Source organism: Ruegeria atlantica (assembly GCF_013032455.1).
Classification (GTDB): domain Bacteria; phylum Pseudomonadota; class Alphaproteobacteria; order Rhodobacterales; family Rhodobacteraceae; genus Ruegeria; species Ruegeria atlantica_B.
In genome coordinates this window covers 214,698-230,536 of record NZ_WQCF01000007.1, presented here as the reverse complement: position 1 = coordinate 230,536, position 15,839 = coordinate 214,698, and the positions used below count along the sequence as shown (strand labels likewise).

At 57.9% G+C, this 15,839-nt stretch carries 12 protein-coding genes; 8 read left to right on the top strand and 4 right to left on the bottom strand.

Annotated features, from left to right (window positions below; genetic code table 11):
• Positions 1 to 5: 5 nt before the first annotated feature.
• Together GOW93_RS13985 and GOW93_RS13980 are read right to left on the bottom strand one after the other, a co-directional pair.
• Positions 6 to 1,916: an ABC transporter substrate-binding protein gene (locus tag GOW93_RS13985; protein WP_170385320.1), complete on the bottom strand. Its 1,911-nt coding sequence runs from the start codon at positions 1,914 to 1,916 to the stop codon at positions 6 to 8.
• The gene (locus GOW93_RS13980) at positions 1,909 to 3,681 is read right to left on the bottom strand and encodes an ABC transporter ATP-binding protein (protein WP_170385317.1); all 1,773 of its coding nucleotides are present in this window, start codon (positions 3,679 to 3,681) and stop codon (positions 1,909 to 1,911) included. The genes GOW93_RS13985 and GOW93_RS13980 overlap by 8 nt, the downstream gene beginning before the upstream one ends.
• 233 nt (positions 3,682 to 3,914) lie before the next feature.
• Between GOW93_RS13980 and GOW93_RS13975 the strand changes: the two genes are divergently transcribed.
• The 7 genes from GOW93_RS13975 to GOW93_RS20930 all read left to right on the top strand — a co-directional run bounded on the left by GOW93_RS13975 (position 3,915) and on the right by GOW93_RS20930 (position 11,878).
• Positions 3,915 to 4,412 (top strand): class I SAM-dependent methyltransferase, encoded by a 498-nt coding sequence (locus GOW93_RS13975; RefSeq protein WP_170385314.1) that lies wholly within the window; start codon positions 3,915 to 3,917, stop codon positions 4,410 to 4,412.
• Positions 4,413 to 4,424: 12 nt separating this feature from the next.
• A complete protein-coding gene (locus GOW93_RS13970; RefSeq protein ID WP_170385310.1) occupies positions 4,425 to 5,054 on the top strand; it encodes a glutathione S-transferase in 630 nt (209 codons plus the stop codon).
• Between the two features lie 109 nt (positions 5,055 to 5,163).
• Entirely contained in the window at positions 5,164 to 7,566 is a 2,403-nt protein-coding gene (locus tag GOW93_RS13965) for a GcvT family protein (protein ID WP_170385307.1), read from the top strand.
• Positions 7,566 to 9,119, top strand: coding sequence for a trimethylamine methyltransferase family protein (locus GOW93_RS13960; protein WP_170385304.1), 1,554 nt, complete (start codon positions 7,566 to 7,568; stop codon positions 9,117 to 9,119). Before GOW93_RS13965 ends, GOW93_RS13960 begins: the two co-directional genes overlap by 1 nt.
• A complete protein-coding gene (locus tag GOW93_RS13955) occupies positions 9,120 to 9,794 on the top strand; it encodes a TetR/AcrR family transcriptional regulator (RefSeq protein WP_170385302.1) in 675 nt (224 codons plus the stop codon).
• The gene (locus GOW93_RS13950) at positions 9,791 to 11,095 is read left to right on the top strand and encodes an NAD(P)/FAD-dependent oxidoreductase (protein WP_170385300.1); all 1,305 of its coding nucleotides are present in this window, start codon (positions 9,791 to 9,793) and stop codon (positions 11,093 to 11,095) included. Before GOW93_RS13955 ends, GOW93_RS13950 begins: the two co-directional genes overlap by 4 nt.
• A gap of 321 nt (positions 11,096 to 11,416) precedes the next feature.
• Positions 11,417 to 11,878 (top strand): hypothetical protein, encoded by a 462-nt coding sequence (locus GOW93_RS20930; protein WP_368039677.1) that lies wholly within the window; start codon positions 11,417 to 11,419, stop codon positions 11,876 to 11,878.
• Positions 11,879 to 11,890: 12 nt separating this feature from the next.
• Here GOW93_RS20930 and GOW93_RS13940 read toward each other — a convergent pair whose 3' ends face one another.
• Positions 11,891 to 12,250 carry a DUF3307 domain-containing protein gene (locus tag GOW93_RS13940; protein ID WP_438826194.1) on the bottom strand — a complete coding sequence of 120 codons (360 nt, stop codon included), beginning with the start codon at positions 12,248 to 12,250 and terminating at the stop codon, positions 11,891 to 11,893.
• A 215-nt stretch (positions 12,251 to 12,465) separates the two neighbouring features.
• Here GOW93_RS13940 and GOW93_RS13935 point away from each other — a divergent pair, with 215 nt between their 5' ends.
• A complete protein-coding gene (locus tag GOW93_RS13935) occupies positions 12,466 to 15,489 on the top strand; it encodes an ABC transporter transmembrane domain-containing protein (protein WP_368039676.1) in 3,024 nt (1,007 codons plus the stop codon).
• On the opposite strand, the gene GOW93_RS13930 is transcribed toward GOW93_RS13935, so the two are convergent.
• Complete coding sequence (locus GOW93_RS13930) at positions 15,486 to 15,773, bottom strand: ArsR/SmtB family transcription factor (RefSeq protein ID WP_170385441.1); 288 nt, start codon at positions 15,771 to 15,773, stop codon at positions 15,486 to 15,488. The genes GOW93_RS13935 and GOW93_RS13930 overlap by 4 nt on opposite strands.
• Between the last annotated feature and the right edge of the window lie 66 nt (positions 15,774 to 15,839).

Here is a 15,839-nt window from a genome sequence, read left to right as displayed (position 1 = left end):
CCTGATCAGTCGGCGAAGAAAAATTCGTCCGGCCGGTGAATGCCGAAATGTGCGCCGGGCTCCCATGCCCACATGGCTTGTTCGGGTACGTTGCGCAGGCGGTTCGAAACCACAACGGGCTGCGGTGCGCCGTTCAGGATGCCGATAGCGTACAGTTGATCCGCATGGATGTTCAGCATCTCGGTCCAGATCGCCTTGCGCTCGTCATCATTGGTTGCGACCTCCCAATCATAGGCTAATTGCATCAGGCGCTCGGCTTCGGGCATGTCGGGGGCTTCGCCCACATCTCCGCCGGTCTGGTAATACTGACCCCATTTGGGCCAGGCGAGAAAAACCTGATCGGTCGGTGCCAGATAGGCTGGCGAAGTGTGAGCCTGCGGAATGCCGTCATCCCACCCAAACCAGACAGAGGCCATTGTGTTGCCAGCAAAAACACGGTTGCGCAGGATGTCCCGGTCCAAGGGGCGCATTACCAGATTTACACCGATATCCCGCCAGTTGTCGGTAACGATCTGGAGGGCGTTCTCGACCTCTTGCCGTTCCCCGGCGGTTTCGATAATTAATTCCATCGGGCGGCCGTCAGGCAGCAGTCGTACGCCGTTCTTATCACGTTCGGTCAGGCCTGCTTCATCCAGCAACGCATTGGCCGCGTCGACGTCGTACTGCGCCCACGCTTGCGCATTTTCTTCGCTATAGAACGGGGACGCAGGCAGAACCGACATCGCGCCCGGTTGAGCAAGCTTGAAATACAGCGCCTGATTGATTGTCTGGCGATCAATGGCCAGCGACAGGGCGCGGCGCACACGCACATCGCGTAGAACCTCGCGCCATCCTTCATCGGCAAAATTCAAATTCGGGTATATCGCAATCTGCGACGCGACACCGGTTTTCCATAGCCGCGTTTTATAGTTCCCAACCTCTTCACCCTTTTTCAGAATTGAGGCATCGCGGAATGCCAGCCCGCGCCCTTGCAGGTCGGTCTCACCGGCATTGGCCTTGGCGGCAACAAGGCCGGGGGCGACGATCTCCATTTCGACCACGTCGATATAAGGTAGTTGCACGCCTTTGCTGTCGATGCGGTGGTAATAGGGGTTTCGCACAAAATTGTGCCGGATCTTCTTACCCGAACTGGCGTTCAGCCAAGGCTGCAGCGTGGGTAGCTCGTGGTTGTCGTATTTGTACAGGTTGTCCAACTTGTTATGAAGTGCCGCCCAGCTTTTGACGCGGGCATCTTCGACAAGAAAGGCGAGCTCCTCGGCGTCAGCATATTTGTCATGGTATTGCTTTAGAAATGCCGCAGGGCGGTAGATGAAGGGAGGGCGGGCCTGCGCCAACGACTGTAGAAAGTCGGGGTTAGGGTCTTCCCACTCAAAGATGACTGTGGTCTCGTCGGGGAAGGAGACTGTCGGCAACTTCCCATCGACGATCAGGAAATCCGGTGGACCCGAGGGGCTGAGCAGTTCGTTATTCGCCACATCCTCCCACCAATAGCGGAAGTCTTCCGAAGTGAACGGCGAGCCATCCGACCATTTGTGGCCTTCGCGCAGGTTCAGTGTGTATTTACGGTTGCCTTCGCTTTCGTACGATTCCAACAGGTCCGGCACGATTTCATAGTTTTCATTGAAACCAACCAGTCGCGCATATCCATAGACAACCATCTGACGAATGTCCTTGGACCGCGTTACCATAGTACGCAACGTTCCGCCGGGGGTGCCGAATTCACGCCCTTTGGCGGCAAGATCGACGACCAAAGGCTCGGTCGGGAGGCGTTCTTCGATGGGGGGGAGGTTGCCCGCATTCACTTCGGTAGACCAGAATTCACCTTCCTGAGGGGTAGGCGTATTTGCTGCGGCGGGCAGCATCCATGCAGCAGCCAGTGTGGCGGCCAGAAACAGGGGGCGAGTGGTCTTAAACATGGCATCGTACCTTATGGCCGGGCTCCATTTCTACCAGTGAAGGTATCACGGAGTCGGTAAATCGGAAGGCGTCATCCCAACTGTCTGGCGAACCTGCGCCCAAAGCAACCAATTTCAGGTCGATGGGTCGGTTGATGTCAGGTTCTGGCTGAGCGGCAATTAGCGCCTTAGTGTAGGGGTGGCGGGGATTGTAGAAAAGGGTTTCGGGTGGGGCTTGTTCAACGACCAGACCGCGGCGCATCACCGCTACTTCGTCGGCGATGCGCGCCACAACAGCAAGGTCGTGAGAGATAAAGAAATAGGACAGGTTGAGGCTGTCCTGCAGGTTTTCCAGCAGCGTCAGAATCTGTTCTTGAACAGAGACATCCAAGGCCGAGGTCGGCTCGTCACAAACGATTAGCTGAGGGTCCAGCATCATTGCCCGCGCGATCGACAGGCGCTGTCGCTGACCGCCTGAAAAGGCATGCGGATATCGTTTCAGCATGTCCGCATTCAGGCCGACCCGCTGCAGCATCTCGGCTGCCTTGTCCCGTTGTTCCGCCATCTTGCCGATATTGTGAATCTCCAACGGCTCGGTCATGGCGTCCTGAATGCGCATTCGGGGGCTGAGCGAGCTGTAGGGATCTTGAAATACCATCTGCGCCTTGCGCTGAAACGCGGTGCGCTGGGCGCGGGTCATGCGATGCACGGTAATCGGATCTTCGGCCGCCGAGGTCCGGAACAACACTTCACCGCCGGGGTCGGGTGGCTCGGCCCCCAGCGCAATGCGCGCGGCTGTGGTCTTGCCCGAGCCGCTTTCACCGACGACGGCCAACGTCTTGCCGCGGGCAAGATTTAAGTCCACGCCACGGCAGGCATGGATCAGACGCTCACCCTGCCAACCCTTGCTGGAGCGCATAGTGTAAGTTTTGGACACACCCTTCATCTGTAGAATCAGGTCTTCGCCGGGCATGGGAATCCCAACCGCTTCCTTGTCGGGGATCTCAGGTGCGGCGTCGAACAGTTGCTGGGTGTAGGGGTGCGCAGGAGCGGTCAGGATCGGGGCAGCGGCGCCAGCTTCCATGACGCGGCCCTTGTGCATGACGACGACTTGCTCGGCCATATTGGCGACCACGCCCAGATCGTGCGTTACAAGGATGAGCGCCATACCGGTTTCGCGCTGCAACTCTTTGATCAGCCCCAGCACCTGCGCCTGTGTCGTAACGTCAAGTGCGGTTGTGGGTTCATCTGCAATCAGCAAATCCGGCTTGGACACCATCGCCATCGCGATCATTGCACGCTGGCGCATGCCGCCGGACAACTCAAACGGGTAGGAATCATAGGCGCGCTGAGGATCAGGAAAGCCCACGCGTTCAAACTGGGTCAGAACCTCTTTGCGGGCCTGCGCCTCGGATGCGCCTCGGTGCAACCAAAGAACTTCACTGACCTGATTGCCGATTTTGTGCAGGGGCGACAGGGACCGCATCGGCTCTTGAAAGATCATCGAGATACGGTTGCCGCGAATGTCGCGCATTTGCCGCTCGCTGATCTCTGTCAGTTTCTCGGTGCCCTTGGAATCATTCAGAATAATCGTGCCGCTGCGAATCTGTGCCGTGCGCGGTAGAATCCGCAAGGCCGCCCGGCACGATATGGTCTTGCCCGAGCCAGACTCACCCACCAGCGCCAGTGTCTGGCCGGCTTCGACGTCGAAATTGACGCCTTTGACAACGGACTCTCCTGCACCAAAACCGATGCTCAGGTCCCGGACAGACAACAACGCTGTCATGCAGGCGTCCCACCTGTAAGGCCGTGGTGCGGCATTGGCTAAATCAACCCCCCGTGTTTTTTGGCGCAGTTTCGCGCGGTAGGTGCAGGCTAGTCAAACCCGTTCTTAGTCCGAAATGTCTCGGAAACGTGAAACTGTCTCCATTTTATCTACACAAAGTCTTGAAGATTTGCCATCAAAGACCCTGTCGGCCCCACTATATAAGCCGATTGATATCAAGGAGAGATTTCCCCGTGCCCGACGACCAAAGCCGACTGGATCTGTTCATTGACCGCATGGTGTCACAGCGGGCCTGTTTGGATTACGCTATTGCCCAGACACAAGGAATGCTGGGGCCAGTGTTTGAATTGGGGCTGGGGAACGGACGTACTTACCACCATATGGTGCAATACGTTAAAAACCGCCTGGTCTACGTATTCGAACGCGCCGTGGCCTCGCACCCGGATTCGACCCCGCCCGAAGATCGAGTGATTCTGGGCGACGTGCGCGAGACGCTGCCCGCCGCTTTGGATCGATTCGGTGCGACCGCCAGTCTGATCCACGCAGATCTGGGGGGGCATAACCGCGAAAAGAACGACGCGTTTGCCAGGTTCGTTTCGCCCCTAATCGAGCCGCTTCTGGCAGAGGGCGGGCTGATGGTTTCCAGCGACAGGATGTATTTTGAAGGGTTGATCGAACTGCCGCTCCCACCCGGCGCCGTTGAGGGGCGCTGTTTTGTCTATCGCCGATAAGTTGACCTAACGATGTTGTTCTACGATTGCTCTACGGCCCCGAACCCGCGTCGCGCCCGCATGTATATTGCGGAAAAAGGGCTGCAGATCGAGACACGTGAGATTTCGATCGCCAAAGGCGAGCAATCAGGCAATGCATTTAAGGCCGTCAACCCAAACGCGACGCTTCCGGTGTTGGTCACTGATGAGGGCGTGGCTTTGACCGAAAATCTGGGCATTGCAGCGTATCTTGAGGCTCGCTTTCCCGAACCACCCTTGATGGGGCGCACCCCGGATGAGAAGGGGCTGGTCCTGATGTGGAACAGTATTGTCGAGCAGCAAGGTGGATTGCCCATCGCCGAGACATTGCGCAACACACATCCCGCCTTTGCCGAAAGGGCGATTCCTGGTCCGGTCAATTACGCTCAGATTCCCGAATTGGGTCAGCGCGGCGCGGCGCGGGTAGAGCATTTCTTTGATCTGCTGGAAACTCGGTTGGCGGAAAGCCCCTACATCGCTTGTGCAGAATTCACGCTGGCCGATATTACGGCTTATGTCTTTGTCGATTTTGCCCGTGTGATCAAGGCGCGGATTCCACAGCGAAATTCCGCCACGCTTGCGTGGTTCGAAAAGATCGGAGCACGGCCCAGCGCTCAGCTTTAAATCGAATGTTTCGGTCGCTGGGCGCCTGCAAGAAGAACTGTACATAAATGTCTAGACAGAAGTGAACAGTGGGGCTAGCGTCCTGCCCAAGCCAAGTAGGGAGGGCAGGATGAAATCTCAGTATCGCGTTGTGGTCATTGGAGGTGGCGTTGTTGGTGCCTCGGTTCTGTATCACCTGGCCAAGTTCGGCTGGTCGGATGTTGTGATGCTCGAACGGCGGCGGCTGGCGTCCGGTTCGTCCTGGCATGCGGCCGGAGGTATCCATGCGCTGAACGCCGACCCGAACATGGCTTCGCTTCAGGCCTACACCATCGACCTGCTCAGCGAGATCGAGAAGGAATCGGGGCAGAATATCGGTCTGCATATGACCGGTGGCTTGACGCTGGCCGGTACGCCCGAACGGTGGGAATGGCTGCAGGCCAACTATCGTATTTTCCAGTCTATCGGCATCGACGATTGTGAATTGCTGTCTCCGGAAGAGGCGCAGACGCGCTGCCCGATCATGTCCACCGACGGCGTTCTGGGTGCGATGTGGGCAGACCGCGAAGGCTATATCGACACGACCGGTACTGTGCAGGCTTATGCGACGGCCGCCAAGAAACGCGGTGCAGAATATTACGAGGAAACTAAGGTCGAGGAACTGATCCAGACAGCGGACGGCTGGCAGGTGGTGACCGATCGCGGCACGATCACTTGCGAACATGTGGTCAACGCGGCGGGTCTTTGGGCCAAGCAGGTGGGTCGCATGGCGGGCGTTGAACTGCCGGTCTCTCCGCTGAAACACCACTATCTGATTACCGACACGGTGCCCGAAGTGGCCGAGGCCGATTTCGAGATGCCGATGACCGTGGACCTCGAAGGGTTCACCTACATGCGGCAGGATCAGAAGGGCGTTCTGGTTGGTATCTACGAGGTCGATCACGAACACTGGGCTATGGACGGCGCGCCGTGGAACTATGGCGAAGAGCTGTTTCAGGAACAGCTAGATCGGATTGAGAATGAACTGACGCTCGGCTTCGAGCGGTATCCTTCGATCCAGAATGTGGGCATCAAGACGTGGGTCAACGGCGCGTTCACCTTTTCACCCGATGGCAACCCTCTGGTCGGCCCGGTGCCGGGCAAGCGTGGGTACTGGTCGGCTTGTGCAGTGATGGCGGGCTTCCTGCAGGGCGGTGGTGTCGGTAAGACACTGGCCGAGTGGATGATCCATGGCGAGCCCGAGGCGGATGCCTGGCCGATGGACGTGGCGCGGTATGGGGATTTCGCGCAGAACAAGAGGTACATCCGCGAGACGACAGGGCAGTTCTATTCCCGCCGTTTTGTGATGACCTATCCGAACGAGCAACTGCCCGCAGGGCGTCCATTGAAAATGGCTCCAGCCCATGACGCAATGACCGAAGCCGGGTGTAAATGGGGCGTTAGCTGGGATTTGGAGGTACCGCTCTATTTCGCGCCGAAAGGGTTTGAGGAAACCCCGACACTCAAGCGCTCGAACGCCCACGAAATCGTGGCCGAGGAATGCAAGGTGATCCGCGAAGGCGTGGGCCTGTTGGATATCTCCGGCTTTTCGCGGTTCGAAGTCACCGGTCCGAACGCGGAGGTTTGGCTGGACAAGGTCATGGCCTCTAAATTACCCGCGCCGGGCCGCGCCAAGCTGGCCCCGATGCTGGGTGAGAACGGGCGGCTCAAGGGCGATCTGACTGTGCTCAACTGGGGCGATGGCACGTGGTGGATCATGGGCAGCTACTACCTACGTGCCTGGCATATGCGGTGGTTCGACGACCACATGATCGACGGCGTTAATATCCGTGATTTGGGCGAGGAATATTGCGGCTTCGCCGTGGTCGGCCCGAAATCGCAGGCGGTGGTCGAGAAGCTGTCGGAACAGGACATCTCGGACCTCAAATTCATGGGCTGTGGAGATTTCGATATCGGTCTTGTCCGCGCCCGCTTGGAGCGCATGTCGGTGACTGGCGAAAAGGGCTATGAGATCAATTGCCGCTATGGCGATCACATCAAGCTGCGGCGGATGTTGCTTGAGGCGGGGGCCGAAGACGGCATTCGCGAATGCGGCTTCAACGCGATGCTCTCGACCCGGTTGGAGAAAAGCTTCGGCATCTGGTCTGCGGAATTCACACAGCTTTATACTCCGGGCATGACCGGGATGGATCGCTGGATCGACTGGGACAAGAATTTCGTCGGCAAGGACGCCGCCTTGGCCGAACGAGAGGGCAACGGCCCCGCGCAAGTTCAGGTGACGCTTGAGGTGGACGCGCTGGATGCGGACGCCAGCGGGTATGAGCCGATCTGGGCCGATGGTGAGCGCGTGGGTTTTGTCACTTCGGGCGGTTACGGGCACTACACGGGTAAGTCGCTGGCAATGGCTCTGGTCAATCGGGATAAGGCCGAACCGGGCACGGAACTTACCGTGCATGTGGTTGGGGTTGAACGTCCCGCGCGGGTGATTGCACCGTCCCCTTACGACCCGCAGGGCAAGGCGATGAGGGGCTGATGGTAATCACACAAACATCAGAGCGCGGTCGGCGACGACGCGGGGGCGCGGCCGACGCTGTTCCTCCGCCCAGTCGCGATGTGAACTACCGCCACCTGAAGAATCCGTTCCCGCAGATGGAGGTGTTCTCGGCGGATCAGATCGCGGACATGCATGATACATCCATGCGGACGCTTGAGGAATTGGGGGTGAAGGTCCTGCTGCCCGAAGCCCGCCGGATTTTTGCTGCAGGTGGCGCGCGCGTGGATGAAGACACCGAGATGGTTTTCATCGGGCGCGACATGGTCGACGCGGCTGTTGCATCCGCCCCAAAGTCGATCGCTTGCCGTGCGGGCGCGCGTCATCGGGATTTCACTCTGGAACTAGGAAGTTTGGTGTTTCAGCCGGGGGCCGGGGCTCCAAATGCGACCGATCTGGAGCGTGGCCGTCGGCCCGCGACCGGGCAGGACTATCTGGATTTCCTGAAACTCACGCATCATTTCGACGTGTTTCAGATGATCTCACCGCAGGTCGAGCCGCAGGACGTGCCGACCCATCTGCGCCACTACTTCACGACGCAGGCGCAGATGGAGCTGACGGACAAGTTCCCGTTCTTCTTCTCGCGCGGGACGCCGCAGGTGATGGATTGCTTTGAGATGCTGTCGACCGCGCGGGGCCTGTCGGATGACGAATTCCGCAGTAACGCGCATTGCTACACGATCATCAACACCAACAGCCCGCGCACGCTGGACATACCCATGGCGCAGGGCCTGATCGATTTTGCCCGCCACGGTCAGATGTCGATTATCACGCCCTTTACCCTGATGGGGGCGATGGCGCCGATCACTGTGGCGGGCGCAATCACGCTGTCTCATGCCGAGGCATTGGCGGCGCTGACCCTGACACAACTGACCAACCCCGGCGCGCCGGTTTGCTATGGTACGTTCACCAGCAATGTAGACATGAAGTCAGGCGCACCTGCCTTCGGGACACCCTCGCATTTTCAGGCGTCGCTGGCGGCCGGGCAGTTGGCGCGGCATCTGGGTCTACCCTGGCGATCCGCCGCCGGGTCAGCTTCGAACATCAACGATGTGCAAGCGGCCAATGAAAACCAGTTCGGTCTCTGGGGCTGTTTGATGGCCGGGGCGACCGTGATCATCCACTCGGCCGGTTGGCTCGAAGGTGGGCTGACCGTGTCCTTCGAAAAGCTGGTCTGCGACGCTGAGGTGCTGAACATGATCGCCGAGCTTTGTGCTGGCGCGCAGGCGGGGGCCGCCGAGATCGGTTTCGACACAGCACTCAGTGAGGTCGAGCCCAGCGGACATTTCTTTGCCACCAGCCAGACCATGGAGAGGTACAACACCGAGTTCTACCAGCCGCATGTCCACGACTATGCCAATTTCGGTACCTGGACCGAGCGCGGCTCGGTCGATGCCAACCACCGCGCAACGGGCGTCTGGAAGGGTATTCTGAACGACTTCAAACCACCTGCCAGCGATGGTGACCGGCTGGGAGCCTTGCAGGATTTCATTGCGCGTCGTACCGCCGAAGGCGGCGCGCCACCGGAGAGTTGAATGAACACCAAACCGATCCTGCACCGAGACGATCCCAAGGCGGAACCGTTGGTCGGCAACGTCAAGGTCACGCGCGACGATTGGCTGAACGTGGCGATGGATGTGCTGATCTCGGACGGGGTGGACCAGATCAAGGTGCTGAGCCTCGCCGAGCGGATGGCCGTGTCGAGATCCTCGTTCTATTGGTACTTCAAGTCTCGGCAGGAGCTGCTGGACGCTTTGCTTTCCCGCTGGCAGGCCACCAATACAGCCGGATTGATCGCCCAGGCTGAGGCCCCGGCAGACACTATCACAGCGGCGGTCTGCAATGTCCATCGCTGCGTGGTGAACGCAGACCTGTTCGATACGGCGCTGGATTTTGCCGTGCGGGACTGGGCGCGCAAGTCGGGCAAGGTGCGGCGTGCACTGGATCAGTCGGACGCCCGGCGCCTTGAGGCGTTGCACGCAATGTTCGCACGATATGGCTATGCCGAAGTTGAAGCGGAAACCCGTGCCCGCGTCCTGTACTACATGCAGATCGGATATGATCTAGCCCAGCTGAACGAGCCAAAGGAAGTGCGGTTGTCGATGGCACCGCACTACCTTTATGTCTTTACAGGCGTCGAGCCGAGGCCTGAGGAAATCGAAGAATTCTACGCTTATTCAAAGCGCTATTGGGAAGGAGACACAGAATGAGCCAACCAGACGCAATCATCATCGGCACCGGTGTCATCGGCGCCGCCATCGCGTTCGAGATGGCCAAGGCCGGGTGGAAGACCCTGTCGCTGGACCGTAATTCTCAGGCTGGCCATGGCTCGACCGCGGGGTCTTGCGCGATCATCCGGATGCATTACTCGACCTTCGATGGCACTGCTTTTGCATGGGAGGGGTATCACTACTGGCGCGATTGGGCCGAATATCTGAGCCTGCCTGCAGATGCCAATCTGGCGCAGTTCCGTGAAACAGGGTGTCTGGTGATGAAGACAGACGCCAACGGGATGCTTGAGAAGCACATGAAAAACAGCGCCGATCTGGACTGCCCGTTCGAGGAGTGGTCACCCGAGAAGATCACCGAACGCCTGCCAGTCTATTCGCTGGACAGCTTTACACCGCCGAAACGCATGGATGACCCCGAGTTTGGCCAGCCCAATGGCCGCAAAATGCAAGGCGGTGTGTTCTGGCCACAAGCAGGCTATGTCACCGACCCGGCGCTTTCGGCGCAGAACCTGTTGGATGCCGCCAAACAGCATGGGGCCGAGGTTCGGGCCGGGGCCGAAGTGGTCGAGATCCTGACAAAGGGCGGTCGCGTAGCCGGGGTCAAGCTGGCCTCGGGTGAGGAAATCCGCGCCAAGGTGGTGGTGAACGTGGCCGGGCCGGGCTCGGCGATCATCAACAAGATGGCGGGCGTACTGGATGACATGACCATCGAAACCCGCCCCCTGCGGCAGGAAGTGGTACACGTCCCCGCGCCCGAAGGGTTCGACTTTGAAAACGACGGCACCATCGTATCAGACAGCGATATCGCCTGCTATTGCCGCCCCGAGCATGGCAACCACATCCTTGTCGGCTCCGAGGACCCGGAATGCGATCCGCATCAGTGGTGCGAGGACGACGTGCATTATAACCGCGACTTCACTGATCAGTGGACTACGCAAGCGATGCGCTATGCGCAGCGGGTGCCCAGCCTTGGCATCCCGTCAAAAACGCGCGGAGTTGTGGATTTATATGACGCCTCGACCGACTGGATTCCGATCTATGACAAATCCAGCTTGCCCGGGTTCTATATGGCCTGCGGTACTAGCGGGAACCAGTATAAGAACGCTCCGATCGCAGGTAAGATGATGACCGCCCTGATAGACTATTGCGAAGGCGGTGCCGATCACGACGCGCAGCCATTGCAGTTCGAATTGCCGTACATCAAGCGCATGATTGATGTCGGGTTCTATTCCCGCAAACGCCCGATCAATGAAGAAAGCAGTTTCTCCGTTCTGGGGTAGCCTACGGGCCAAATCGCTCTAAATCTCCTGGGAACCAAATGCGGGGCCGAGGATGGCCGAGCCAACGAATCGAGTTCTGATACTGGGCAGCGCCCCAGATGCGGTTGCTGCGCAAGATTGGGCGCGCGGCCGCTTTTCACACATCGTGCCATCAATAACGCCTGGCGCATCAGACCGGATTGGGATGTTTTGATCCATCCCGAGGATTTCCCGGCTGAAAACCATCCTGACAGTATCGGCCCACAACAGCGGATCGTTACCGCGCAGGACTACGTTCCGGCACAAAACAAATTTGGCGGATTTGTTTATGCTGGGGGTACGATGGCCTTTACTGCAGGCTACTGGGCGCTTTCTGCTTTGAACCCCGCAGTATTGGCTTTTTTCGGGTGCGATATGATCTATCCCCGTACTGGGAGAACGCATTTCTACGGGACCGGAGTGGCAGATCCCTTGAGAGGTGACATCTCTCTGCGATCGCTTGAGGCCAAATCCGCGCGCCTTGCCCTGTTTGGGGCGATGCAAGGCAGTCGGGTGGTCCGGCTGTCCCAAGGGGAAAGCAGGTTGCTGTTTCCATCCGTCACGCTCGATGATTTGGAAACATGTGAACTACCAGCCACAGATAGCATGCCGACGCTGTTACAGGTGGAGAAAGAGCTGGGCTACCGTGTTCCTTCAGGCCGCTATTGGGAAGTTGCAGACAGATTCGATGCAACCGAAATTGATGCACTGGATCGGCAATGGCTGGCTGCATATCGGCCATTTTTTCTTAAACATGTCGCCTGAGGTGACGGCGGTTCAGGTGGCGAACTTAACCCAAGCCCAAACCATTGCGATATAGGTCAGGTTGTGCATGCACTGATCCAGCCCCGCTGCGCGCCAGAATGCCGCCTGCGACGGCACCAGTTGCTTTTTGTCGGAGTAGCTGGCTTTGAAGTAATCAATGTTGAAATGGACGATCCATTCCAGCACAGCAATGATCAGTATGAATGCCCATGGCGTGCCAAACAGCAAGAAGACGATAACTGAACCAATAGCGTGTACGCCCGCGTGCTGAGTCCGGCCCCAGTGGAGGTACTCACCGCGACCGGACAGCATTTTGGGAGTCTGAAGGTAATAGTCCGCAAACATATGTTTGATCTGCAATAAGCAGAGCATCACAAACACCGCGCCTATATTGGCAGTCAAAGTGTTCCTCCCGATATCGTCCGATCAAAGTTTAGGCGCTAAACCGTTGTGGCGCAAATGAACTAGTTCACACAGGGCGGAATAATGTTCAAATTGGAAACCATTTGCGTGATCAGCCACGATTACGGTAACTTTAGGGTGTTGGATGTGCGACACTTTCTTCAAGATGGGATCGGTGATCCAAAGTGGGGGCAGACTCTATAGAACGTTCAATTTTCCGGTTCATTTGGAAATACTCAAAACGCGATCAGCTGATCCTGCTGGCCGTGACGTCCACTCTTTTCCCGCTTCTGTATCTTACGCTGGAATTGCCCAAGCGTATCATCAACGACGCAATCGGTGCGGCCAACCCCGTCGTGGATGTCCTTGGGTATGAAATGTCTCAGACCACATTTCTGATCCTTCTTTGCTGCGCATTTCTGCTGGCGGTTCTGGCGCATGGTCTGATGAAGATGCGTATCAACACCATGAAAGGTGTGCTGAGCGAACGAATGCTGCGCCGCTTTCGTTATCAGCTGATCAATCGCGCCCTGCGTTTCCCGCAACCCTATTTCGAGAGGGTCAGCCAGGGCGAGATGGTGTCGATGATCACCGCCGAAAGCGAACCGATGGGCGGGTTGATGGGCGATGCGATCAGCCAACCGGTACTGCAGGCCGGGCAGATGATCACCATCCTGTCCTTTCTGTTCCTGCAAAGCGTGTGGTTCGGTCTAGCCGCCGTGGCGCTGATCCCGTTGCAGGCCTGGCTGATCCCTAAACTGCAACGTCAGATCAACTTGCTGAACAAAAAGCGCATTCAGGAAGTGCGGGTGCTGGCGGCTCAGATCGGCGAGAACGCTGCTGGTGCCTCGACCCTTCGGGCCAACGGTGGCTGGCGTTATCGCCGCGCAATGATTTCGGAACAGCTGGGGCGGCTGTTTGGTATTCGGTTCGAGATTTACCAGAAAAAGTTCTTTATGAAGTTTATCAATAACTTCATCTCTCAACTGACGCCCTTCATGTTCTATCTGGTCGGTGGTCTGCTGGTGCTGCAGGGCTCGGTCTCTCTGGGTGCGTTGGTTGCGGCTTTGGCTGCCTACAAAGACCTGAGCTCGCCATGGAAAGAGCTGCTGACCTACTACAACCAAACGCAGGATATGTCGCTGCGCTGGGATGTGGTGATCGAACGCTTTGCGCCGCCCGGAATGACGGATGAAAAGCTGTTCGAGGGCGAACCTGAATCGAACCCCCGTCTGAATGGCGATATCGTGCTGGATAGGGTCTCGGTTCGGGATATGGATGGCAATCAGGTATTGGATGACCTGAACCTCACCTTTTCAGGCGGGCAGACCATCGGGATTGCGGCCCCCAGCGAAGAAGACCGTCGCGCCGTGGCCGAATTGCTGACTCGCGACATCCTGCCCAGTGCAGGCCGGCTTGAGGTTGGGGGTGAAAGCATGGCGGCTCTGCATCAGAGCGTAGTGGCCGCACGCATCGGCTATGCCTCGTCGCGCCCGGTCATGTTCAAGGGTACGTTGGGTGACAACGTCATGATGCCGATGCGTCAGAAACCGTTGACGACGCAGACAGACGATCCCGATTTTGCTGAAACCCAACGTGCTGGCAATAGCGCTGATCCATTTGAAGGTGATTGGCTGGACCCGTCGCTGGCCGGGTTGAACAGCCCGAAAGAGCTGCGAGACTGGTGGCTGCATCTAATCGACGGAATGGGGTCGGGCGCGGCTTTGTTCCAGCGCGGGGCCGAACAGGTTTTTAACGCCGCCGATCACCCTGATCTTGCGCGCAAACTGATCGAACTGCGCCCTCTGGTACAGCAAGCTGTGAAAAAAGCCGGGTTGGAACAACAGGCGCTTGTCTTCGACTGGTGTGCCTACAACTCGGCTTTGCCCGTCGTGGAAAACCTGTTGTTCGCCACGCCTCGGGTGCCAGTCACACAAGAGCTTTTGGCGCGTCAAACCATCTTCCTTGTGCAGTTGCGCGAGTTGGGACTGGATGAGACGTTGGTCTCACTGACCCGAGACGTGATTGAGATGCTGCGCCAAATCTTCGGTCTCGACGGGACAGATCACCCGCTGTTCCGCAAGCTTGGGTTGGAGGCGCAGACCTATGAAGCTGCGCTGGAACTGGTCGAGCGTACAAGGAATGAGGGCGTTTCGGGGTTGGATGACGAACAGCTTGCCAATCTGCTGGCGGTACCCTTCGTCATTTCGGCCGAGCAGATCGGTCCGGCCTTCACTGATGAGCTTAAGAACCGCATCCTTGAACTGCGTCACAGTCATTCCGAGAAGTTGATGGAGCGGCTGCATGATGTCTTTGTTCCGCTGCATAAAGAGGAATTCGCGCCGGGCCTGACTGTCTTAGAGAATGCGCTGTTTGGCAAGGTAAGTCAGATTGGTGGCGGCCGATCGGATGAGGCACGCAAGTTGATAGTCGACGTGTTGGGCGAACACGGCGCGCGTCCGTTAGTGGTGGAACTGATCTATGACGTTCCGGTTGCGATTGGGGGGCAGAACCTGCCTGCGATCTTTGCCGAACCGCTGGCCTTTACTCGTGCAACCATCAAGAAACCGGATATTCTGATTCTGGAAAATGCCTTGGCCAGCTACGATATGGCGACCAAGATCGCGGTTTACAAAAACCTGCGTGAGCTTCTACCGGAAACGACAGTCATTTATCTGAACGACCAGTTCGACAACCCGGATGTATTCGACAATTTTGTTGAAATCCGGCAAGGTCGGGTGGTTTCGGATGAAGGGCAAGCCACTGTGGAAGAGGACAGCGCCGCCTCGGCAGATCTGGCGCGCAAGCTGCGCGCATTGGAGCAGACACCGCTGTTTTCCGGTCTCGACCGCAGACAGCTGCGCCTGCTGGCTTTTGGTGCGCGCTGGTTCGACGCCAAACCGGGCGAGGTGGTATTTCTGAAAGACGACCAGCCCACTGACGGTGCTTATGTGGTGCTGGAAGGTGAGGCGGGTTTGTATCTTCCGCAAATGGAAGGCCCGGATCAGCTGATCACAACGGTCGGGCCCGGTGCATTGGTGGGTGAATTGGGGCTGATCCGCAAGGAGCCTCGTGCGCTGAGTATGATTGCCGAGACAGAGCTGTCCTGTCTGCGGATCGGCGAGGAAGAATTCCTGGCCGTGGTCGAGAACGACGCAGCGACTGCGTTCAAGCTGATGCAGGTGATTGCAGGCTACGTCTCGAACTAGGTTTCGGGCTTGCAGAACAAATCGTACAGCAGCCCAATGACCTGCGCGACATTGCCGTCTTGCAGTGAGTAATAGATCGTTTTGCCATCCCTACGGGTTGAGACCAACCGTTCTTGCCGCAATCGGGCCAGCATCTGGCTCACGGCAGCCTGACGGATTTGCAGCAATTCCTCCAACTGACCGACCGATTTCTCACCTTCGCCCAGATGGCAGAGGATCATCAGGCGCCCTTCATGTGCCAGCGTTTTCAAAAATGCGGCGGCCCGCGCGGCGCTTTCCTTCATGTCCGCGGGGTTTTCAGGATGTGCGCCCTTGGTATCTGTATCAGTAGTACTCACGCGCGGCCTGTT

Bases quoted from the DNA above. Each gene is read 5' to 3' on its own strand.
- GOW93_RS13960 (WP_170385304.1), top strand. From the start codon at position 7,566: ATGGTAATCACACAAACATCAGAGCGCGGTCGGCGACGACGCGGGGGC.
- GOW93_RS13970 (WP_170385310.1), top strand. From the start codon at position 4,425: ATGTTGTTCTACGATTGCTCTACGGCCCCGAACCCGCGTCGCGCCCGC.
- GOW93_RS13940 (WP_438826194.1), bottom strand. From the start codon at position 12,250: ATGCTCTGCTTATTGCAGATCAAACATATGTTTGCGGACTATTACCTT.
- GOW93_RS13950 (WP_170385300.1), top strand. From the start codon at position 9,791: ATGAGCCAACCAGACGCAATCATCATCGGCACCGGTGTCATCGGCGCC.
- GOW93_RS13985 (WP_170385320.1), bottom strand. From the start codon at position 1,916: ATGTTTAAGACCACTCGCCCCCTGTTTCTGGCCGCCACACTGGCTGCT.
- GOW93_RS13980 (WP_170385317.1), bottom strand. From the start codon at position 3,681: ATGACAGCGTTGTTGTCTGTCCGGGACCTGAGCATCGGTTTTGGTGCA.
- GOW93_RS13955 (WP_170385302.1), top strand. From the start codon at position 9,120: ATGAACACCAAACCGATCCTGCACCGAGACGATCCCAAGGCGGAACCG.
- GOW93_RS13965 (WP_170385307.1), top strand. From the start codon at position 5,164: ATGAAATCTCAGTATCGCGTTGTGGTCATTGGAGGTGGCGTTGTTGGT.
- GOW93_RS13930 (WP_170385441.1), bottom strand. From the start codon at position 15,773: ATGAAGGAAAGCGCCGCGCGGGCCGCCGCATTTTTGAAAACGCTGGCA.
- GOW93_RS20930 (WP_368039677.1), top strand. From the start codon at position 11,417: ATGGCCTTTACTGCAGGCTACTGGGCGCTTTCTGCTTTGAACCCCGCA.